The 20,403-nt window shown below is 51.6% G+C and carries 15 protein-coding genes; 11 read left to right on the forward strand and 4 right to left on the reverse strand.

Annotated features, from left to right (window positions below; genetic code table 11):
* Positions 1–279: 279 nt before the first annotated feature.
* The 6 genes from PRIO_RS14210 to PRIO_RS14235 all read left to right on the forward strand — a co-directional run bounded on the left by PRIO_RS14210 (position 280) and on the right by PRIO_RS14235 (position 8,046).
* The gene (locus PRIO_RS14210) at positions 280–714 is read left to right on the forward strand and encodes a CoA-binding protein (protein WP_020433036.1); all 435 of its coding nucleotides are present in this window, start codon (positions 280–282) and stop codon (positions 712–714) included.
* 272 nt (positions 715–986) lie between these two features.
* Positions 987–1,655 (forward strand): PDDEXK family nuclease, encoded by a 669-nt coding sequence (locus PRIO_RS14215; RefSeq protein WP_020433035.1) that lies wholly within the window; start codon positions 987–989, stop codon positions 1,653–1,655.
* Between the two features lie 523 nt (positions 1,656–2,178).
* On the forward strand, positions 2,179–4,065 hold the full coding sequence (locus PRIO_RS14220) for a glucose PTS transporter subunit IIA (RefSeq protein ID WP_046503053.1): 1,887 nt from the start codon (positions 2,179–2,181) through the stop codon (positions 4,063–4,065).
* The gene (gene ptsP / locus PRIO_RS14225; RefSeq protein ID WP_020433031.1) at positions 4,062–5,828 is read left to right on the forward strand and encodes a phosphoenolpyruvate--protein phosphotransferase; all 1,767 of its coding nucleotides are present in this window, start codon (positions 4,062–4,064) and stop codon (positions 5,826–5,828) included. The genes PRIO_RS14220 and ptsP overlap by 4 nt, the downstream gene beginning before the upstream one ends.
* A gap of 267 nt (positions 5,829–6,095) precedes the next feature.
* The gene (locus tag PRIO_RS14230; protein WP_046503056.1) at positions 6,096–6,638 is read left to right on the forward strand and encodes a sigma-70 family RNA polymerase sigma factor; all 543 of its coding nucleotides are present in this window, start codon (positions 6,096–6,098) and stop codon (positions 6,636–6,638) included.
* The gene (locus PRIO_RS14235) at positions 6,625–8,046 is read left to right on the forward strand and encodes a DUF4179 domain-containing protein (RefSeq protein WP_020433028.1); all 1,422 of its coding nucleotides are present in this window, start codon (positions 6,625–6,627) and stop codon (positions 8,044–8,046) included. The genes PRIO_RS14230 and PRIO_RS14235 overlap by 14 nt, the downstream gene beginning before the upstream one ends.
* 129 nt (positions 8,047–8,175) lie before the next feature.
* Here PRIO_RS14235 and PRIO_RS14240 read toward each other — a convergent pair whose 3' ends face one another.
* Complete coding sequence (locus PRIO_RS14240; RefSeq protein WP_039835344.1) at positions 8,176–8,700, reverse strand: type 1 glutamine amidotransferase domain-containing protein; 525 nt, start codon at positions 8,698–8,700, stop codon at positions 8,176–8,178.
* Positions 8,701–8,932: 232 nt separating this feature from the next.
* Here PRIO_RS14240 and PRIO_RS14245 point away from each other — a divergent pair, with 232 nt between their 5' ends.
* From PRIO_RS14245 to PRIO_RS14255, 3 genes are all read left to right on the forward strand, one after another.
* The gene (locus PRIO_RS14245; RefSeq protein ID WP_020433021.1) at positions 8,933–9,385 is read left to right on the forward strand and encodes a hypothetical protein; all 453 of its coding nucleotides are present in this window, start codon (positions 8,933–8,935) and stop codon (positions 9,383–9,385) included.
* A 318-nt stretch (positions 9,386–9,703) separates the two neighbouring features.
* On the forward strand, positions 9,704–10,714 hold the full coding sequence (gene ccpA / locus PRIO_RS14250) for a catabolite control protein A (RefSeq protein ID WP_039790859.1): 1,011 nt from the start codon (positions 9,704–9,706) through the stop codon (positions 10,712–10,714).
* A 93-nt stretch (positions 10,715–10,807) separates the two neighbouring features.
* Positions 10,808–11,503, forward strand: a complete 696-nt coding sequence (locus PRIO_RS14255; protein ID WP_020433019.1) for a 5'-methylthioadenosine/adenosylhomocysteine nucleosidase — start codon at positions 10,808–10,810, stop codon at positions 11,501–11,503.
* A gap of 31 nt (positions 11,504–11,534) precedes the next feature.
* On the opposite strand, the gene PRIO_RS14260 is transcribed toward PRIO_RS14255, so the two are convergent.
* Positions 11,535–12,167 carry a GNAT family N-acetyltransferase gene (locus PRIO_RS14260; protein WP_020433018.1) on the reverse strand — a complete coding sequence of 211 codons (633 nt, stop codon included), beginning with the start codon at positions 12,165–12,167 and terminating at the stop codon, positions 11,535–11,537.
* Between the two features lie 161 nt (positions 12,168–12,328).
* On the opposite strand from PRIO_RS14260, the gene acsA reads away from it, so the two are divergent.
* Entirely contained in the window at positions 12,329–14,053 is a 1,725-nt protein-coding gene (gene acsA / locus PRIO_RS14265) for an acetate--CoA ligase (RefSeq protein ID WP_020433017.1), read from the forward strand.
* A 114-nt stretch (positions 14,054–14,167) separates the two neighbouring features.
* Here acsA and PRIO_RS14270 read toward each other — a convergent pair whose 3' ends face one another.
* Both PRIO_RS14270 and rpsD read right to left on the reverse strand, forming a co-directional pair.
* Entirely contained in the window at positions 14,168–17,143 is a 2,976-nt protein-coding gene (locus PRIO_RS14270) for a transglycosylase domain-containing protein (protein WP_046503064.1), read from the reverse strand.
* A gap of 139 nt (positions 17,144–17,282) precedes the next feature.
* The gene (rpsD, locus tag PRIO_RS14275; protein WP_020433013.1) at positions 17,283–17,882 is read right to left on the reverse strand and encodes a 30S ribosomal protein S4; all 600 of its coding nucleotides are present in this window, start codon (positions 17,880–17,882) and stop codon (positions 17,283–17,285) included.
* Positions 17,883–18,382: 500 nt separating this feature from the next.
* Between rpsD and PRIO_RS14280 the strand changes: the two genes are divergently transcribed.
* Positions 18,383–20,380: a diguanylate cyclase gene (locus PRIO_RS14280; protein WP_046503067.1), complete on the forward strand. Its 1,998-nt coding sequence runs from the start codon at positions 18,383–18,385 to the stop codon at positions 20,378–20,380.
* The last annotated feature ends 23 nt before the right edge of the window (positions 20,381–20,403 follow it).

Here is a 20,403-nt window from a genome sequence, read left to right on the forward strand (position 1 = left end):
GGAAAATACAAAAGGAGATTCAACCGTTCATTTAGCCAATCTCATAACCACGAAGGATACAGAGGAGGATGTGAATGGAACTATTGGCGCCGGGGAGAATTCTCTATATGTCAAAAGCTATTCAGGAAGTATCGGCATAAAATAGAGTCATAAATTTGGAACTTTTTACGCTGCGCTGTATGATGTACTTGTATTGTAAATAACCAAGTGCTGTATGGTGGAGTCTCCCTGTCCCAACATGGATACCATTGGCACTACAAATGGAAAGGGGAAATACACATGAGCTTTGAGAACCCGAGCCGGGAGCAGATTGGCGAAATTCTTGCTGCTGCAGGCAATATAGCTGTAGTCGGGCTATCCGACAAAACGGACCGCACCTCTTACATGGTGGCAGGTGCCATGCAGAGTCGCGGTTATCGCATTATTCCGGTCAACCCGTCAGTGGACGGTGAGATTCTGGGCGAAAAATGCTATCATACGCTGGCGGAAATCCCTGAACCGGTGGACATTGTGAATGTCTTCCGCCGCAGTGAATACTGCGCGGACGTCGCCCGGGAAGCCGCTGACATCGGCGCGCGCGTGCTCTGGCTCCAGCAGGGCATCGTCAGCCAGGAGGCTGCCGACATCGCCGCTGAGCACGGAATGACCGCGATTATGGACCGCTGCATCAAGGTCGAGGAAGCCATCACTATGAAGGGGCGCAGCCGGGCTTAAGGGAGCAGGGCAGCCGGGTGTAACGGCTTAGCGGGGAACGGGTGGGCGAACGCCGGGCCGCTGGAGGGCCGGAACCCCGGAACCCCGATCCTTTTACCCCCCGGCGTGATGCGGCTTGTAAAGTTGTGCGTAGCATCTATCTCAGAAATGTTCTTGGACAAATATGGATTTTGCCACTCGGCATTGCTATACTTAACAGAGACGAAGAACGTCCTTTACTCTAATCCACTTTAGAGTTGGGCGTTCTTTTTTATTTTGGGGAGGAATGGAAAATGGGATTTGAGCAAGCACACAGCATGTTCATGGATCTGCATATGAGTCAGAGGGCTGGAGAACGCAGGGGGAGGCTGGTGAGGGGGCATAATTTTGCCGAGAAGCTGTTTTTGGAGAACATATGGTGGCCTCTGTTTGAGTCGCTGGATCATTTGCATCCGGAGTACGAAATCTATGACTGGAACAGGAAGTCGCAATTTTTGGATTTTGCGTTCCTGCCGGCAAGCGGTATCCGGTTCGGAATCGAATGCGATGGTTTCCAGAGCCATATAAAGGACATGGACCGTGAGAAATTCAGCTATGCATTGAATCGGGATACTTTTCTCACAGCAATGGGGTGGAAAATGCTGCACTTTTCCTTTGATGATATTCAGCAGCGCCCAGAGGTATGCCGGATGCTGCTCCAGCTCGCACTTGCTCCATATTTAGCCAGAAAGACTGCGGTGAAGGATATCTTGTCCAAGGAAAAAGAAGTGCTCCGTCTGGCCTGGCAGCTGGGGAAGCCCATCCGCCCGAAGGATGTGTCCGGCCATTTCCAAATTAACTTCCGGACGGCGCGCAGTCTGCTGCAAACGCTGAGTGCAAAGGGGCTGCTGGAGCCTGTTGAATCTGAGCAGAGGGTTCGATTTTACCGAGTAAAAGCAATGCAGGCCGATCAATTATGGTGAAAATTATAGTACTGGAACCGTAAGGGAAAAGGCAAAGAATGTTATTAAAATAAGATCCATCCGTCTGCTATAATGAAATCGGTATAATTGTATTTTCTGCAATTAAAATATCTACAAATAGCTGAATTTATATTTTAGCTGCATCCCGTACATCTAAAAACTGTGATGATCCACAATATAGCTTAACTTGGAAAATATAGTTGTATGAAGTGCAGTTAAAAGTACATTACTGTTTTAAAAGCCTAGTTTAGTTGTATGAAATACATTTATGTGTATATGCGGCTGCATGAACGGGGAGTTAGGTGTTTAATGAATGTGCCTATAAAAACGAAATGAAGGTACTTGCTTGGAATAAATAACCACACTGACACATGAGAAACACAGCTTACAAAAGTGAAAAGTGCGTAGTCCTCCTGAGCTCCACATAAACTATGCTGTGACGCCCAAATTATTACCGTAATCCTTTTGACAAAACCTGCTGCAGCGCTTACCATTCAATATAGAAAGAAAGGAGAGGGTCACCTTGAATTGGCTCGGATCTTTGCAGCAGTTGGGCAGAGCCATTATGCTTCCTACCATGGTGCTGCCGGCGGCGGCTATTTTGCTGAGTCTGGGCAGTTTGCCGTGGTCTGCATGGGGACTTTCTTCGGTATCCGAAGTGACTACTTACGCGGGGCAAGGGATTTTTTATTTCATGCCTTATTTGTTTGCGGTCGGTGTGGCATGGGGGTTGTCCAATCAGGCCGGACCGGCGGGAATGGCGGCGCTCGCGGGGATGTTTACTTATGACCGGATAGTTTCCAACATGGGGGACGGGGCGGTACAGCCTGCAACACTAATCGGAATTATCCTCGGAATTGTCGCCGGTGTGGCGCATAACCGGTTCAAAAATATCAAGCTGCCGGAGGCGATCCAGTTTTTTGGAGGGTCGCGTTTTGTTTTGCTGTTTATGGGTCTGTTCTCTGCCTTGTTCGCCTGGGTGATGCTTGGGCTGTCGCCTGTGCTGCAGCATGGACTCGACATCCTGTTCCGTGATATCCAGGCAACCGGCGGATACGGCGTGTTTGTATACGGGGTTTTATACAGAGTACTGACGGCGTTTGGCCTGCATCATATTCTCAATAATGTGTTCTGGTTTCAGCTGGGAACCTTTACCACACCTGACGGCAGCGCAGTCGTGCAGGGGGATTTGCCGCGTTTTTTTGCCGGAGACCCTACAGCGGGCATCTTTATGGCGGGGCTGTTCCCGATCATGATGTTTGCGCTGCCGGCGATTGCCTTTGCGATTATTCAGGAAGCGCGGGAGGATTTAAAGCCGAAGATCAAGAAGACGTTTTTGCGCGCGGCTATGGTCTGCTTTCTGACGGGGGTGTCGGAGCAGATTGAGTTTGCTTTTTTGTTCGCATCGCCTTATTTGTTCGGGCTGCATGTGGTCATGTCCGGTCTGGCGATGGTGCTGACCTATGCGCTGGGCATCCATCACGGCTTCTCCTATTCGGCGGGGGCCATCGATTTTTTCCTCAACATGCATCTGTCACAGCGGGCTTGGCTGCTGATTCCCATCGGCATCGGCTATGGCATTGTTTATTATAATGTGTTCCGCTGGGCGATCCGCCGGTTCCAGATTCCGACGCCGGGACGCGAGGAAGGCTCCGAGCTGGGCGACTGGGCAGGCAACATTCCTTATCAGGCTCCGCTGATCCTGGAAGCGTTGGGCGGGAAGGAAAACATCGTGCAGGTACAGGCCTGCATCACACGGTTAAGATTGACAGTGCACAATGACCGGTATATCGACACCGTGGCACTGAAGGGGCTTGGCTCTGCAGGCATCATTAAGCTGGGCGGAGGGAATGTTCAGGTCGTGTTCGGGACTTATTCCGAGCTGATCCGGGAGGAGATCAACAAGCTGCTGCTCCGCGATCTGCCTCAGGTGCTGTTCAGTTCACCGATTCAGGGCCGCATGATGCCGATTGAAGAAGTGCCGGACCATATTTTTGCCGCGAAGCTGGTGGGCGACGGGGTAGCATTTTTTCCGGAAAAGGGAGAACTCGTCTCGCCGGTCTTCGGCAAGGTCATGCACGTATACCCTACAATGCACGCAGTGGGTATTTCTACGCCCGAGGGGCTGGAGGTGCTTATGCATATCGGGATCGACACTTCACAGCTTAAAGGGCCGTTTGAGGCGCTTGTGCAGGAAGGGGACAGTGTGGAGCCGGGGCAGCTGCTGGTGAGATTTGATCTGACCTATTTGCGTGACCATGCGCCTTCACTGGCGACGCCAATGGTGATTACGAACCCGGACCGTGTAAAATCCTGGAGCTATGCTCCATTCAAAAATGTTAAAAAGGGGCAATCATCCGTGATGTCCGTGGTCTTACATGAAAGCAATGTTGGAGGGGTTGAAGCATGATACAAGGCATAGGCGCAGCAGCAGGTGTAGCTATCGGGAAGGCCTTTGTCTTGCCGAACTGGGAATGGAGCCTGCCGGATACACAGGTGAATCCGGTGGATCTGGCCAAGGAGTTCGAGCGTTTATACGAAGGGATCCGCACCTCTAAGGATGAGATCGAATTTATCAAAAGAGAATTCCGTGAGGTGGTCGGGCCGGAGGAATCGAGTATCTTTGACGCCCACCTGGCGATTCTGGATGATCCGGTGTTCATGAGTGAAATCCGCGGCATTATCGAGCGCCAGTACAAGGCGGCTGAGGTGGCGGTCAAAGAGGCCATCGATCATTTTGTCGCCATGTTCGATCTGCTGGATGATGAATATATGAAGGAGCGGGCGGTGGATATCAAGGATGTCGGCAACCGCCTGCTGAAGCATCTTCTGGGTGCGCCGGAGGTTACACTGCCCTCCGATACGCAGCCTTATATTCTTGTGGCCAAAGAGCTGTCGCCTTCGCAGCTGGCTCACTTGAATCCAACCTATGTGCTCGGTATCGTAACCATGATGGGCGGCAAAACCTCCCATTCCTCGATCATGGCCCGGGCACTGGGGATACCGCTGGTAGCGGGTCTGGAGAACAAAATCCTGACACCGATTCAGACGGGGGATCTGCTGGTGATGGATGGAGAAACCGGGGTGATTCAGCTCTATCCGGATGAACTGACGCTGAAAGAGTATACCTCCAGACGGGCGAAGCAGCAGCGCAAAAAAGAGCAGCTGGAGCTCCTCGCCACAGTGGATGCTGTAACCAAAGACGGCGTGCAGCTGCGGCTGGCCGGCAATATCAGTTCCGTGAAGGAGCTGGACATGGCGCTCAAGTACGGGGCTCAAGGCGTCGGGCTGTTCCGGACCGAATTCTTGTACATGGACCGCAGCTCATTCCCGACGGAAGAAGAGCAGTTCGAGGTCTATAAGCTGGTAGCCGAAAAAGTAGGGAACGAAACCGTCGTCATCCGCACGCTGGATATCGGGGGAGACAAGCATTTGGATTATTTCCAGCTTCCTGATGAGCAGAATCCCTTCCTCGGCTACCGGGCGATCCGCATCAGTCTGGACCGTAAAGACATGTTCAAAACACAGATGACTGCGATCCTGCGGGCCAGCCATTACGGAAATATAAAAATGATGTTCCCGATGATCTCCTCCGTAGAGGAAGTGCAGGCTGCCAAAGCAGTGTTGAACGAGGTCAAGGAAGAACTCGACCAGCAGGGGGTTCCGTACAACCGGAATATTCCTGTAGGGATTATGATCGAGGTTCCGGCAGCGGTAATGATCGCCGATCTGCTCGCAGAGGAGGTCGACTTTTTCAGCATCGGTACTAACGATCTGGTCCAGTATGTGCTGGCAGTTGACCGTATGAATGAACAGATTGCGCATATGTATCATCCCTACCATCCGGGTGTGCTGCGGATGATCCGGATGACCGTCGAAGCGGCGCGGCGTGTGGGCATCGATATCAGTGTATGCGGGGAAATGGCGGCGGATGAGCGGTCCCTGCCGCTCTGGCTGGAGATGGGGATCAGTGACCTCAGCATGTCGCCGCAGGCGCTGTTGAAGGTGAAGCACCGCGCACTGAACACGCTGGCTTCCGAAGCCAGAGAAACGGCCAAGTCCTGTTTCCGCCACCGGACCAGTACAGAGACGGAAGAAATACTGACCGCTTTTGCCGGGCGGAGCGGGATTCCGCTTGGAGCAGGCGCTGAGGTGAAGGGCAAAAGCTCGTAAGTTGGCCCGGCAGCCCCAAACCATAGAATCCTCTGCAGTGCAGGGAATTGTAAAAGGAATTAGGAATCGCCTGATCCGCTCCATCAACGGATTGCCTGTCCGCATCCCTGGCGGATCGATCGTGAAGTGAGCAAGCATCAAAGCCATGGCCCCACATAGTGGGGCTATTTTTGCTGCTCCCCCAAAAAAAGTAAAACCGTTTCCCGCCCAATGGAGTCAGTATACATAGAAGTTCAATAAAGAACGAGGAGGGAGAGAAGTCAGAGTATGGAGAAGCTTTTAGAAGGGGAATGGGCTCAGGCTGTGGATGGAGAAGAGCAGCTGTTTATCCGCCAGGTCTCTGAGCAGAAAAAAATCCTATACGGGATAGCGTACAGCTACCTGAGGAACGAACCGGATGCGCTTGAAGTGCTGCAGGAAGCTACATACCGGGCCTGGTCCAAACGGAAAAGCCTGAAGGACACCGGCCGGTTTGCCCCCTGGATGACCCGCATTCTGGTCAACTGCTGCAAGGATGAGCTTAAGCGCAGAAAAAGGCTCACGCCGGGCCATGCGGACAACGGCAGCAGCAGCGGGAGCATGGAGATGACCAGTGACCGCAAGCTGGATATGGAGCAGGCGCTGGATGGGGTGAAGCAGAGATACCGCCAGGTGCTGGTGCTGAAGTATTACCGGGATATGACGCTTGCTGAAATCGCCGAGGTGCTGGATCGGCCGGAGGGAACGGTCAAAACATGGCTGAACAAGGGACTGAAGCAGCTGCGCCACAAAATGAAGCTTAGAGGGGGGCTGGAGCATGATGCAGAGTGAAGAGAGACTGCTGAAGGAGTACTTCAACGAAGTGTCGCGGGAGGCTTCGGAGGTGCCTGAAATCAAGCTGGCAGTGGCCATCCGGAACGGAGTATACGATACAAGACACCGGCGGAAACATACGGGCAGGAGTTTTACCATAGGAGGACTTGCTGTTCTGGCTATTGTGCTGCTGTTTGCATTTCCCCGGTTCGCCGAACATGTGGGGCTGCGTAGTCATGATGCCCAGGGTGTGCTCAGTGCAAGGCATGATTGGGGCGAGTTTGAGGTGTTCCGTACAGCAGTCGGCAGCAATCTTACGGTCTCCTCGGCACTGGATGCAGGCTTGATACAGCGGGTTAACAGCACTTCGGTGGAACAAAACGGATTTGTGCTGACTGTAGATGGAATTGCGGCTGACCAGAAAGGGATTATTATCTTGTATACTTTGCAAAACAACACGATGGAGAGTTCGCAAAAATTTAGAGTATCCATGATCAATGAAAAGCAGGCACAGGTAGGCTGGTATGGACCCCGGACTGCCCAATATGCCAAGCCGGGCATAACGCGCGGATACGAGCAGATATTGTGGGGTGACGAATATACGAAAATGCCTGAGCAATTGTTTGTGAATGCAGGGGTCTTTAGCGGGGACGAACACGATGTTCTTTTCGCCGGGGTAGAGAATGCACTGGCCAATCTATCCGTGCCGGTTGCTCTCAATAAAGCGACTTTAGCTAAAACCGGAAACACGCTCCAGATTAATAAAAGCCTGGCAATAGCAGGCCAGAGCATTGAAATAAAGACGGCTTATATTGCCGCAACCGGCATCTACCTGGAAACAGAATATAATGAGCACAATTCCAAGGACATCTTCGGGTTAATCTCGCCCCGGCTGATGTTAGGCAGCGGCAATGACTTTACAGGGCTTTATTCCAAACGCAGTTATGAGCTGGGCGGAAAGCAGATGCTTGTATTTGATAACGACAATACCTCCAATGAGCCGCTGGAGCTTAGAATTGACGGAATTTATGCGCTTGACAAGGATGCAACAGAGCTCATTGTTGATACCGGCAAGCAGCAGATTATCAAAAGCCCGGATGACCGACTTAAGGTGTCCATAAGTACAACCGGCCGGGGCAAGCGCACCATGCTTTTAGAGCTTTATCCGCCTGAGCAAAAGGTCAGTGCAACCTACGACGTAAATATGATTTTGGATGATCGTTTTACGGATGGTGAGGGGATTGCGCACACAAAAAAGTATGAAAACGTCAGCCTGTTTGTGAGCAAAGTGGATACAACTCAAAAAATCAAGCCTACTCTATATTATTACAATATAGGTAGTGAGGCTCTGCCTCAGCCGCTAACCTTTAAGATCAACAGCTACCCTAATCCGATCAAAGAAAAAGCTTCCCTTTCCATCCGCTAATAGCGTGGGAGCACAGAATACTGTTGGAGCACAGAATACTGTTGGAGCACGCAATAACATAGGAGCACAAAAAGCCCTGCCCTTCATACAGTTGAAAGAGCAGGGCTTTTATATACAGTATCTCCCGGACTACTCTCCCGCTAACGCATCGCAGAAGGCTTTGCCATAAGGCGGCAGGTCCGGCGGGCGGCGGGCGGAGATGATATGTCCGTCGGTGACGACAGCTTCATCCTTCCAGATGGCTCCGGCATTCTCCATATCATCACGGATACCCGGGGTGGATGTAACCGTTACTCCCTCCAATATTTTTGCAGAGATCAACACCCAGCCGGCATGGCAGATCTGCCCAATCGGCTTCTTCGCCGCGTTGAAATCCTGTACAAGCTTCAGCACCGCGCTATAGCGGCGGATTTTATCAGGAGCCCAGCCGCCGGGAACGAGAATGCCGTCATAATCGGCGGCGTCCAGCTCATCCCAGGAATACTCAGCTTTAGCCGGAACCCCGTATTTGCCCACATAGGTTTTATCTTTTTCCAGACCGGCCAGATGGACCTCGGCCCCTTCCTCCCTGACGCGGTACACCGGATACCACAGCTCCAAATCCTCGAATTCATCGTCTACCAATGCTATAACCTTTTTGCCGGTTAGTCTCATGTTCTGCAGCTCCCTTCAAGAATCCAGTCTTCAGTATATTCTAGCAAATTTGAAATATGAAGTCATCTGGAAGATTGAAATCCTTAGTTGAATTTCCAAATAAATCATTTTATGCAAATGAGAAGGGATTGAGGGGAACCGGGTCGAATATAGGGATTGAACAGGTTAGTTTCGTGTTTTTATAGATGATGCGGTTGAGGCGATTTTACAAAATAAATCTGAGGTGTGGGAGATGTACAAAGATTATTTATTGAAGACGTCATGCAGCTGCGGCGGCATCATGACCATACATATGCATACGTTAATCTACAGTGCAAAGATAAAAATTAAGCATGTCCCTGTCTATACCTGCGGGGAGTGCGGACGTTATGAGCCTCTGTCATGCATTAAAGGTGATCTGGGCAAGCTGATTCACGAATTAGGAGAAATGCCGTCCAAGCGCCATATTTCGTTTGCTGACAGAAATGAATGGGCCAGTGTGCTCAAGGAGACCTTTGCCAAGGGGTTGTTTGCCGGGGGGATGTCCGAGTTGGAGGAACAGATCCGGAGCGCGATACAGGGGCGGATTGATCTGCTGCTGGACGTATACCGGCTGGCAGTTGATCTGAACGACCATAAATGGATGGATGAAACTGGAATTAGACTGTCGCAATTGACAGTTCAGCCGGCGGAAAGCGCAAAATAAAGGCGAAATAAAGCGGATACTGAAATTTTTTCTGCAAAATTAATGAAAATCTTTCACGAATGTTGGATTTTTCACGCGCTTTTTGATACGATAGAAACAGGTTAGACAAACCTATGAATCCGGCATGTTGCAGTTGGAAATCATTGGGAGGACAATGAAGCAGCAGGAGCGTTTTTTCCCGCATTCCGGTAGCGTTCTCAGCCCTTGAAAGAAATTTTGAAAGGAAAATGAAGCGTTATCATTGCACAATTGTACAAAGTGTCGTATCATAATTTTAATTAGTCGAACGATAAAATTTATCGCAATGGAGAGAGTAATTTGACGGTAACCATTTACGATGTAGCTCGAGAAGCAGGCGTATCTATGGCTACGGTATCACGGGTTGTGAACAATAACCCGAACGTGAAACCGCAGACCCGGAAGAAAGTTTTTGAAGCGATTGAACGTTTGGGCTATCGTCCAAACGCCGTGGCGAGAGGTCTCGCCAGCAAGAAAACAACAACCGTTGGGGTTGTTATCCCCGATATCTCGAACTCGATTTTTGCAGAAATTGCACGCGGGATCGAAGATATTGCCAACATGTACCATTATAACATTATTTTGTGTAACGCGGATAAGCGCAAAGAGAAGGAAATACGTGTCATTAACACACTTTTGGAGAAACAGGTGGACGGGCTGCTGTTCATGGGTGGAACCGTAACAGATGAACATATCCAAGCCTTCCAGACGTCTGCCGTTCCAATCGTACTTTGCGCTACGCGTGATGAGCAGGGAACCTACCCGTCTGTTGATATCGATCATGAGACGGCAGCGTTCGATGCCGTGAACACACTTATCCGTCATGGCCACCGCGAAATTGCAATGATTAGCGGAACGCTGCAGGACCCTGCCAATGGTTATGCCCGTTTCCAGGGGTACAAGAAAGCGCTGGAAGCAGCAGGCATTGAGTACCAGGAGGATCTGGTCCGCATCGGGAATTACCGTTACGAATCCGGTGTCGAAGCGATGAAGTACTTCCTGGGGCTGAAGAAGAAGCCGACAGCTGTATTTGCGGCAACCGATGAAATGGCGATTGGTGCCATTCACAGTATTCAGGATGAAGGCCTGAAGGTGCCGGATGACTTCTCGATCATCAGTGTCGACAATATCCGCATGGCCTCTATGGTCCGTCCTTTGCTGACAACTGTTGCGCAGCCTATGTACGATCTGGGCGCGGTAGCAATGAGACTCCTGACGAAGCTGATGAAGAAGGAAACGGTTGAGAATCCGCGTGTCATTTTGCCTCATGAGACGATCCTGCGTTTGTCTGTGAATCATGTGAACAAATAAGTATCCGTATGGAACATAAGTGCGTAGAAAGCTCCGGTTGGAGCTTTTTATGTTTTATAGAGGTGTATTTTACTTACATGCAGGAGGGTACATATGAGTGAAATCATAGGATTGATTGGAGCGATGGACGAGGAGATCAAGCTGCTCCTGGAGAGTATGGAAGATAAGGTAAGCACAGTCAAGGCAGGCGTTGCTTATTATTCAGGCACGATATTCGGCCAAAGGGTGGTTCTCTGCAAATCGGGAGTCGGCAAGGTCAACGCTGCGGTGACGACACAAATTCTGATTGATGCTTTCGGAGTGGCACGTGTGCTGTTCACTGGTGTTGCCGGGGCGGTGCATCCGGAGCTCGGTATCGGGGATATCGTCATTTCGTCCCATTGCATCCAGCATGACATGGACGTCACCGCTCTTGGCTACCCGCGGGGGGTAATTCCGTATCAGGAAGTGTCCTCTTTTCCAGCAGCCCCAGACCTTGTACAGCTAGCCGAAGAAGCCTGCCGGGCGCTGAAACAGAAGTCGGTTACAGGAGTTGTTCTGTCTGGGGATCAATTTATTGCCAGTGCCGCCGTTGTAGCTGAGCTCCGGGAGCAGCTGGACGGAGCCTGTGCGGAAATGGAAGGGGCGGCCGTCGCACAGGTCTGCTATATGAATGGGATTCCTTTTGTGATTATCCGCTCCATGTCAGACAAAGCAGACGGTTCGGCACATGTGAACTACCGCGAATTTACGGTTACGGCCTCGGAGCGCTCCCATGCGATTCTTGAATACATGCTGAAGGCGATGTAAGAAATCTCTTCCGGGGATTAGGATGCTCCCTCTAGTACATGAAACGCTGCCTGAAACGCACCCTGTCAAAGGTTTCCTGTGAGGACATCGGGACTTCCCGGCCGATGCGCACCATCAGGCAGTTGGCTGGATGGGAGCAAATCTCCGGATCATCTGTGGCATACCACACCATGTCTACCGTCTGCATCAGCTTCTCCATCATCTGACGGTAGGCCCATACATCCAGCCCGCTGCCTTTCAGATCCCAATGCCAGTAATATTCGGTTGTGAACACGATGCAGTTCTCCAGCTGTTCCCGTTCAAAAGCGCTCGTAATCAGCAGCTTCGCAAGCCCTATTCCCCTGAATCCATCCGCTACTTCCACAGCACCCAGCTCGATCAGATCCTCCATTCCGCCCTGAGACCATAACTCCAGTTCATCCGGATAGTGAAAAGTAACATAGCCTGCGATCACCTGGTCAACAACAGCGGCAATTACACGCCCTTCCGGCAATCCGGCAATCTCTATAAGCGCTTCCAGCTGCTCCTGCGGTTTACGGAAGGCATCCAGATCCGGATGCATCTGCAGCCCTTGCAGCGCGTCTGGCGACAAAGGTCCGCTAACGGTAATCAGGCTTCTGTGATGCGGCAGAATATGGGACACAGGGATTTTGCGGTGCTCCATAGCGATGCTCCCTTCAATTCACTATATTCTAGAATGTAACCGCTTCCTGTGATATACTAAGTCCGACATAAAATTTTCACATTTGATCCATTGACAGCATTGCTTAAGAGAAGAGTCTCACCCTTAAAGCTTAAATCAAACAAGTGAGGGAGGCAAGAGTAATGGGGCAAGTTCACAGCGAAATTTTACCGGGTCGTGCAAAACAGGCCAACATGGCTGATTATTCCCGGGCAGTCAGCGAATTCCGGTGGGAGGATGTGGAGAAAAGCTTCTCCTGGCATGAGAGCGGCAAGGTGAATATGGCCCATGAAGCCATTGACCGGCATGTGCTTGAAGGCCGTGGAGCAGCCACCGCTTTGATCTACAGTGATTCCGCGAGGGAAGAAATGTACACGTTCTCCGATTTGCGGGAGCAGTCCAACCGTTTCGGAAATGTGCTGCGTCAGCATGGCATCGGCCGGGGAGACCGGGTGTTTATTTTTATGCCGCGCCGGCCGGAGCTCTATTTCAGTCTGCTGGGAGTTCTCAAGGTGGGAGCGGTAGCGGGACCGCTGTTTGAGGCTTTTATGGAAACGGCTGTGAAGGACCGGCTGGAGGACAGCGGCGCAGTGGCACTCATTACCACACCTGAGCTGCTGCAGCGGGTGAAACGTGCCGAGCTGCCGGAGCTTAAGCATGTGTTTGTAGTAGGCGGCCCGTCGGACGGCGGGCAAGGGCTTATCAGTTACGAAGAAGCGATGGCTGCGGCCTCTGCGGAGCTTGAACCGGAGTGGCTGAGTCTGGAGGACGGGCTGATTATGCACTATACCTCCGGCTCAACCGGCAAGCCCAAAGGGGTATATCATGTGCAAAGAGCAATGATCCAGCATTATTATACAGGTAAAATTGTACTGGATTTGCGTCCTGACGATGTCTATTGGTGCACGGCTGATCCCGGTTGGGTTACCGGAACCTCCTATGGGATTTTTGCGCCTTGGCTGAACGGGGTGACCAATGTTGTGAGAGGCGGACGCTTCAGCCCGCAGGACTGGTATAAGACCATTGAGCGGTTTGGGGTTACCGTATGGTACAGCGCACCTACCGCGTTCCGTATGCTGATGGGAGCGGGGGAGGCCAGCCTGAAGGACATCGATCTCAGCAGTCTGCGGCATGTTCTGTCGGTAGGAGAGCCGCTCAATCCCGAAGTGGTACGGTGGGGGGACAAATTCTATCAGCAGCGTATTCATGATACCTGGTGGATGACTGAAACGGGAGCCCAGCTGATCTGCAATTACCCGGGAATGGATATTAAGCCCGGCTCCATGGGGCGCCCGCTGCCCGGCATCGAAGCTGCTATTCTGGATGACCGGGGCAACCTGCTGCCGCCATATGCAATGGGCAATCTGGCGATTAAGACGCCGTGGCCCTCCATGATGGGTAAGATCTGGAACAATGAAGCGAAATACGAGGAGTATTTCCGCATTCCCGGCTGGTACATCTCCGGTGATTCCGCATATATGGATGAAGACGGCTACTTCTGGTTCCAGGGCCGGATCGATGATGTCATCAATTCCTCCGGTGAGCGGATTGGCCCGTTCGAGGTGGAGAGCAAGCTGGTAGAGCATCCAGCGGTTGCTGAAGCCGGGGTGATCGGCAAACCGGATGTGATGCGGGGAGAGATTATTAAGGCGTTCATTTCCTTGCGGGATGGATATTTCCCTACGGCTGAGCTGAAGGAGGAAATCGCGGCCTTTGTCAAAGCGGGGTTGTCCGCCCATGCAGCACCGCGTGAAATTGAATTCAGGGAGAAGCTGCCCAAGACCCGTTCCGGGAAAATCATGCGCCGCGTGCTGAAAGCCTGGGAGCTTCATCTTCCTGCAGGGGATTTGTCCACCATCGAGGATTAATCTAAACACATCGGGTGGTATCAAAAACAGCGTTCCCGGCAATGATCCGGGAACGCTGTTTGTTTGTGACCCTTCTACTTGCGTACGGGCCTGAATGCTTCTGAAAGGCCCCAGTTAAGGCGTTGGTGCTGCGGCATTTCCGGAGCCGGCATTTCCTCCGGCAGAATTTCCTCCGGCAGCATCTCCCCCAGCGGCATTGCTGCCACCTGCGGCATTAGTGCCACCACCGGCAGGGACATCGGATGATCCCGGCGGCTCAATAATGACCATGCCGGGATCTTCCGTGCTGCCTGGCTGCGCTCCGGGGTCCGGTGTAGCTTCTGCACCGGGAGATTCCTCCGGCGGCGGCGTAGTCTCCGGTGTAGGAGTGACTGCTCCGGCTACTCTGCCCGAAGACGTCTCATGACCGGCTACGTCCACCGCAGCCACATAGAAGGAGGCATTGGCGCTGGACGGAGTGCCAGGGCTGAAAGTGGTTCCTTCGCCGACGGATAGAACAGCCTGCTTCTTGTACGCTCCCCCATTAAGTGAACGGTACAGGCGGTATCCGACCACATCCGGCGAACCGCTTGGGTTAAAGGTGATAACGGCTTTGCCCGTACTGTAAGAGACATTGACTCCGCTTGGAGGCGTTGGGCTGTTGCCGTCATCTACGCGAGGATCAACCTCAGTCGGGAAATCGGATTTCGCATCCTCCGGCATGTAGTATGACAACGATTGATGCTCTTTCATCGACTTGAAGGCGGCAAGCAGCTCCTTCACGAGATCCTGGATCGGTTTGTCGCGTTTGACGACAATTTTCTCTTTGAGGAAATCCTCAGGTGTGCCATCCAGCGGAAGGTAATTCACGCCATTGTAAGTAATATATCTGGCTCTGGAGATTCCGTCATCACTTTGTTTCGGCACATATTTTGCGTTGAAAATATCTGTAGTGAACCTGTCGGTCAAGTCCGTGGGCAGTTTGCCGCTGTAGGCGGATACTGTCTTTTTGACGATGCCTTCAGGCTTTGCAAATTCCTTCGTGACAAAAAGCTCAGGCTGCTTGTCAATGACGGCATTCATTACTTTGGCCCACAAGGTCTGCGCCTGACGCTTCTGGGTATCGCCCTGAAGCGTATTGATTTGTTCCTTATAGCCCACCCACATGCCAAGTGTGACATCCGGCGTGTAGCCCATAAACCATACATCTCCGTAGTTTTGGGTGGAACCGGTTTTACCGACAATTGGCACATCTTTGAAGTGTTTGTAGTTTTTCTTGACGGTGCTTGCGGTCCCGTCGGTAATCACCGTGCGCAGCATATCTGTCATAAGATAAGCGGTCTGCTTGGAGTATACCTGCTCCGGATTGACTTTATGCTGATAGATGATTTTACCCTGGGCGTCCACAATCTTCTCGATCATATAGGCGTCATTAAAGGCTCCCTGGTTACCAATCGAGGAATAGGCATTCGTCAAATCTTCAACAGTTACCCCATATTTGAGTCCGCCGATGACCCCGGTCTGCGCTTTGTAATCATCATCCTGGATCGTAGTAATCCCCAGCTTCTTGGAAAAAGCCCATGCTTTCTCGATCCCAACCTTCTCATTGAACAGCTTGAGCGCTGGCAGATTCAAGGATTTGTTAAGGGCATAGCGGGCTGTGACCAGACCCTGATACCGGTTGTTGGCATTCTTCGGAATGTGGAAGCCTTTGCCGCCGTCCTTAAGAATGATGGGCGCATCATCAAGGATGCCTGCAGGCTGGATCAGTCCGGCATCCAGTGCGGGCAGATAAGCGGCAATGGGCTTCATAGTTGAACCCGGCTGCCGTACCATCTGGGTAGCATAGTTCATCTGCTCAATATTGAAGTCCCGTCCTTCGATCATGCCGAGAATCGCTCCGGTTTTGTTGTTGATCATCATGCCGGCTGTCTGTTCCTTGCCCCGGGCCTTGCTGTCTTTTGTGAAATTAGCACTGTCTTCCGAGACGCTGTGCATCGCACTGTATACTTTTTTGTCGATCGTCGTGTAGACGCGGTAACCGCCGGTCATCAGCTGGCGGCGCGCTTCCTCGAGCAGTGTGTTGTTATCTGCAGCGGCAGCAGAGGCATTCGGATCAACTACGCCATTTTTGCCCTCGTTGAGGGATAGCAGAATCTCGGCGGCCTTGCGCTCGGTCTCAAGCATCAGATAAGGATATGTAGCATAAGCCTTTTTCGTATGCGGAGCCAGAGAACCCTTGATATCAAATTGCAGTGCTTCATTATACTGGGAGGCCGTGATCTTGTTCTCCTCCAGCATCCGGCGCAGCACAAGCTTTTGGCGTTCCATGGCACGCTTAAATGCCGTTTCATTAAATTCTCCGACTCCATTAAATGCGGAGTATTTGGAAGGAAGCTGGGGGAGTCCTGCCAAATATGCGGCCTGGGCCGTATTCAGCTTATCCAGATCATCCAGTCCGAATATCCCTTTGGCAGCGGCTTTGATGCCGTACACATTGTACCCGTTGGAACCGTTGCCGAAAGGAACCTTATTTAAATAGGCTGTTAAAATTTCCTGCTTGGATAAATACCGTTCCAGCCTTAGAGACAGCAGGATCTCCTTAATCTTGCGGTCCTCTGTGCGGTCAAGGCTCAGGAACACGCGCCGTGCCAGCTGCTGGGTCAGGGTGCTGCCGCCGGTCTGAACGGATTCATTCAGCAGCTTTTGCTTGACGGCACGCAGGGTGCCGCTGAAATCGACCCCTTTATGATTGTAGAAATTATTGTCCTCTATCGCGAGAACGGCATCAATCACAAGCTGCGGGATATTGTTGAACTGTACAAGTCTGCGGTCCTCTTCGGTCCGGAGCTGGCCGATCGGTTGGCCATCGCGGAAATACGCAAAGCCGGTAACGGCATTTTGGCTGACTTCCTTTTGAATCAATTCTTCGGACCGGACCGGATCATCCTTCACTATGGAAGCGACATATCCGGAAACAGCACCGCCGGCAAACAGAATGCCTAATATGCCGAGTATAAACATCCACTTCAGGACGGAACCGAACCTGCGGAGCCAGGATCTACGGGGTGGACGCTGCTTTACGGTCTTCTTTTTGTTCTCCTCAACCATCGACGTTAATCCTCCTTTTAACGGAACTATTATAGCACAATTTGGCGGTTTTGAATGCGCCTCAGCCTCAGCAATATCCATGAAAAAAGCCCCCAGATTTCTCTGGAGGCTTTGAACGTTTTCGCTGTGCAGCGAAATATTAACGGTTGTAGAACTCGACGATTTGCTTTTCATCGATATCCTGGGACAGCTCGGCGCGTTCCGGCAAACGAATGTATTTGCCTTCGAAAGAGCCGTCAGCATATTCCAGGTAACCTGGAAGGTGGGAGCGGTTTTCCAGAGCTTCTTTGATGGAAGCCATAGCGCGGCTTCTTTCGCGAAGTCCGATTACGTCGCCCACGCTTACGCGGTAAGAAGCGATGTCGACTTTTTTGCCGTTAACGGTAACGTGTCCGTGGGATACCAGCTGACGCGCACCAGCGCGGGAGTTGGCGAAACCAAGACGGTATACCAGGTTGTCCAGGCGGCTTTCGAGCAGGAACATGAAGTTTTCGCCCGCAATACCCTGGAGCTTCTGTGCTTTGGAGAAAAGAGTTCTGAACTGCTTTTCACCCAAGCCGTACATGTGGCGCAGTTTTTGTTTTTCCAAAAGCTGCATTCCGTAGTTACTTACTTTTCTGCGTTGGTTAGCGCCGTGCTGTCCCGGAGGGAACGGGCGTTTCAGGTCTTTGCCTGTACCGCTAAGGGAAATGCCCAGACGGCGGCTGAGTTTGAATTTAGGTCCGGTGTAACGTGCCATGTTATAGTAGACTCCTTTATAATTGAAATTTCATGGTAGGGCCTATTTGCGCCGCAAATCGTATCCGTGAAAGCGTTAGATGGTTTCACACTGCCGGGGAAGTTCAGCCGCTGCCCTGGCAGTAACGAGATGCGTGAGGGTGACACAACGTTACGCCCAATAAAGACCTGTTACAGTCTTGTTCAACAATAAATATTATATGAAAACGACAGTTAAAGTCAAGAGCATCTTTAAAGAGATTTTGTCTATCTTTGTCGTTAGTTCTTTGGTCCTAAAAAAAATCCCGGTTTTGAGGAAAATATAATGCAATACCCAAAGAAAGGGAGTAAAATATAGTTAATTAGATGTTATCGGAAAGAAATTTCTAGTATAAAAGAATTTACAGGTATAAATCGTTAAATTATCCTTCTCATTCTCGCTGAAGTGGTACCGCCTATTTTATCTTACCAGAGGACGGCAAGCCATTTCTGCCAGTGTGAGATGTAAAGGGGATCCTTTTTATGTCAGAGCAGGAAGCATGCGGACGCAAAGATAATCGTGTGCTGTTACAGGACTCCATGCAATCACGCGGAGATATTGAAGATCCCGCCGCATGGCTTAGGGAGACGGATATTGTATCATACGACTTTCCCCATGCAGCCAACCTGATTGCGGAAAGTTTCCGGGAATGGCGGGGGCAGAGCGGACCGGAATTCGCCAAGGCCTGGGACTGGTGTGTGCTTAATTTTGAGGGGAAACCCATTGAAATTGTTGATAATAGAGGAAATGAGGATCAATGGAGGGGACAGTTGGAGGCAGCTGCGGCTGACTCCCTGCAATTCGCGAAGCCTTATACGATCCATGAGCACGCCGCTGGACATACATTGTCTTTTGTAATCATTCCCGTATTTACACGCAGCCGGAGGGAAATTTTTGCGCTCCTTGGCTGCGTTATGCCGCATGAGCAATTTGAACAAGGCGGATTGTATATAGCGGAAGCGATGTCCCTGCATTTTCAGGCTTGCTTTTACCGCAGATTTGAGCATATGTTTATGTCTGATCTGGCTGGATTGCATCTGCATGCGGAGCGTGAGAGCAGCCGGCGTTCGCTGCTGTTCCAGATCGTACAGCGGATGCATGACAACATTGATGTGGATGCTGTGCTGACCGAGGTGATCGACAGTATTTCGGCCATGTACCCGGGAGCCAGGCTTGAGCTTTTCATGTCGCAGGACCACCGCAGCGCGAACCCGCTGGTCAAGCCGCTCCCGCTTCACTGGGGGGACGATGATGTATGCGCCAGAGCGTTCAAGGACGGACGCGTATCCCTGTATGCCGGACGTGAGGACAACCATACGGTAGAAATTGGCCTTCCCCTCGGCGGCAAGCAGGGGGTGTATGGCGTATTCCATATGGTGATGGACAAGCCGGCTTTTCCGGAGGTGGATCTGCGTTTCCTCTCCATGGTGGCTGATACGGCAGGTACGGCTTTTGAGAATGCCAAGCTGTATGAGCGGTCCAATCAGCTGATCCGGGAACTGCGCATGAGCAATGAGCTTACCCAGCGGCTGAATCAGAGCCTGCGCCTTGGCGACATTTTTCAGTTCGCTTTTGAAGAGCTTCTGGAAATGTTTGATGCCGATTACTGCTGTATTTTACATATGAATGAAGACAAGGGCGGTCTGGAGGCGATCGCCTGCAACTATCATCCCCTGCAGGGTGAGATTCTTGAAATCGGCGAAGGGCTTGGCGGCAGGGTATACACCACGGGCGAAGCCCTTATTCTGTCGGATTACCGGAACGCGGACGGAAGTTATTCACGGCTGATGAATGCCACGGGTTCGAATTCAGTGATTGCTACTCCGCTTAATGTAGGAGGCGAGGTTCGCGGGGCGATTATGCTTACTCACCGGGAACCGCATTTCTTCTCTTATGACAGTTACAGGCTGCTCCAGGCCATGGCAGGCCATATCGGGCTTGCTGTGGGCAATGCGCGTCTGCATGCCGAGGTGCGGCGTTTGGCCAACCGTGACAGTCTGACCGGCTTATATGCGAGGCATTATTTGGACGAGATCATCAAGGATAAGCAGATTACCGAATTCTGCGGTTCATTGATTGTCGTGGACATTGATCAGTTCAAGATGGTGAATGACACCTACGGTCACCAGAAAGGCGACAAAATTCTGAGACAGGTCAGCGAAATCGTCAAGTCTTCCATCCGTCAGGGGGATATCGCCGCGAGGTGGGGCGGGGAGGAGCTGGCGGTGTATTTGCCGCAGCTTGGCGTGCAGCAGGCGGTATTTGTAGCAGAACGTATCCGCAAGCAGGTAATGAGCGAAACAGATCCGCGTGTAACCGTCTCCTGCGGCATTGCGGAGTGGAGCTGGACAGATGATAAGGTGAGCGTGGAATCGCTCTTCTACCGGGCGGACATGGCCCTCTACGAAGCGAAGAACAACGGCAGGAACCAGGTCGTGCTCGATACCAAAATAGCGGAGACCAGTACAAAGAATCCTTAAGCGCAAGCCATGGGGATTCTTTT

The sequence above is a fragment of the Paenibacillus riograndensis SBR5 genome (assembly GCF_000981585.1).
Taxonomy (GTDB): Bacteria; Bacillota; Bacilli; order Paenibacillales; family Paenibacillaceae; genus Paenibacillus_AQ; species Paenibacillus_AQ riograndensis.

Excerpts from the sequence above, each read along its gene's own strand:
- PRIO_RS14245 (WP_020433021.1), top strand. The coding sequence starts at position 8,933 with ATGTACAAAGATTATTTATTGAAGACGTCATGCAGCTGCGGCGGCATC.
- PRIO_RS14210 (WP_020433036.1), top strand. The coding sequence starts at position 280 with ATGAGCTTTGAGAACCCGAGCCGGGAGCAGATTGGCGAAATTCTTGCT.
- acsA (WP_020433017.1), top strand. The coding sequence starts at position 12,329 with ATGGGGCAAGTTCACAGCGAAATTTTACCGGGTCGTGCAAAACAGGCC.
- ptsP (WP_020433031.1), top strand. The coding sequence starts at position 4,062 with ATGATACAAGGCATAGGCGCAGCAGCAGGTGTAGCTATCGGGAAGGCC.
- PRIO_RS14280 (WP_046503067.1), top strand. The coding sequence starts at position 18,383 with ATGTCAGAGCAGGAAGCATGCGGACGCAAAGATAATCGTGTGCTGTTA.
- PRIO_RS14270 (WP_046503064.1), bottom strand. The coding sequence starts at position 17,143 with ATGGTTGAGGAGAACAAAAAGAAGACCGTAAAGCAGCGTCCACCCCGT.
- PRIO_RS14235 (WP_020433028.1), top strand. The coding sequence starts at position 6,625 with ATGATGCAGAGTGAAGAGAGACTGCTGAAGGAGTACTTCAACGAAGTG.
- PRIO_RS14255 (WP_020433019.1), top strand. The coding sequence starts at position 10,808 with ATGAGTGAAATCATAGGATTGATTGGAGCGATGGACGAGGAGATCAAG.
- PRIO_RS14260 (WP_020433018.1), bottom strand. The coding sequence starts at position 12,167 with ATGGAGCACCGCAAAATCCCTGTGTCCCATATTCTGCCGCATCACAGA.
- rpsD (WP_020433013.1), bottom strand. The coding sequence starts at position 17,882 with ATGGCACGTTACACCGGACCTAAATTCAAACTCAGCCGCCGTCTGGGC.
- PRIO_RS14240 (WP_039835344.1), bottom strand. The coding sequence starts at position 8,700 with ATGAGACTAACCGGCAAAAAGGTTATAGCATTGGTAGACGATGAATTC.
- PRIO_RS14215 (WP_020433035.1), top strand. The coding sequence starts at position 987 with ATGGGATTTGAGCAAGCACACAGCATGTTCATGGATCTGCATATGAGT.
- PRIO_RS14230 (WP_046503056.1), top strand. The coding sequence starts at position 6,096 with ATGGAGAAGCTTTTAGAAGGGGAATGGGCTCAGGCTGTGGATGGAGAA.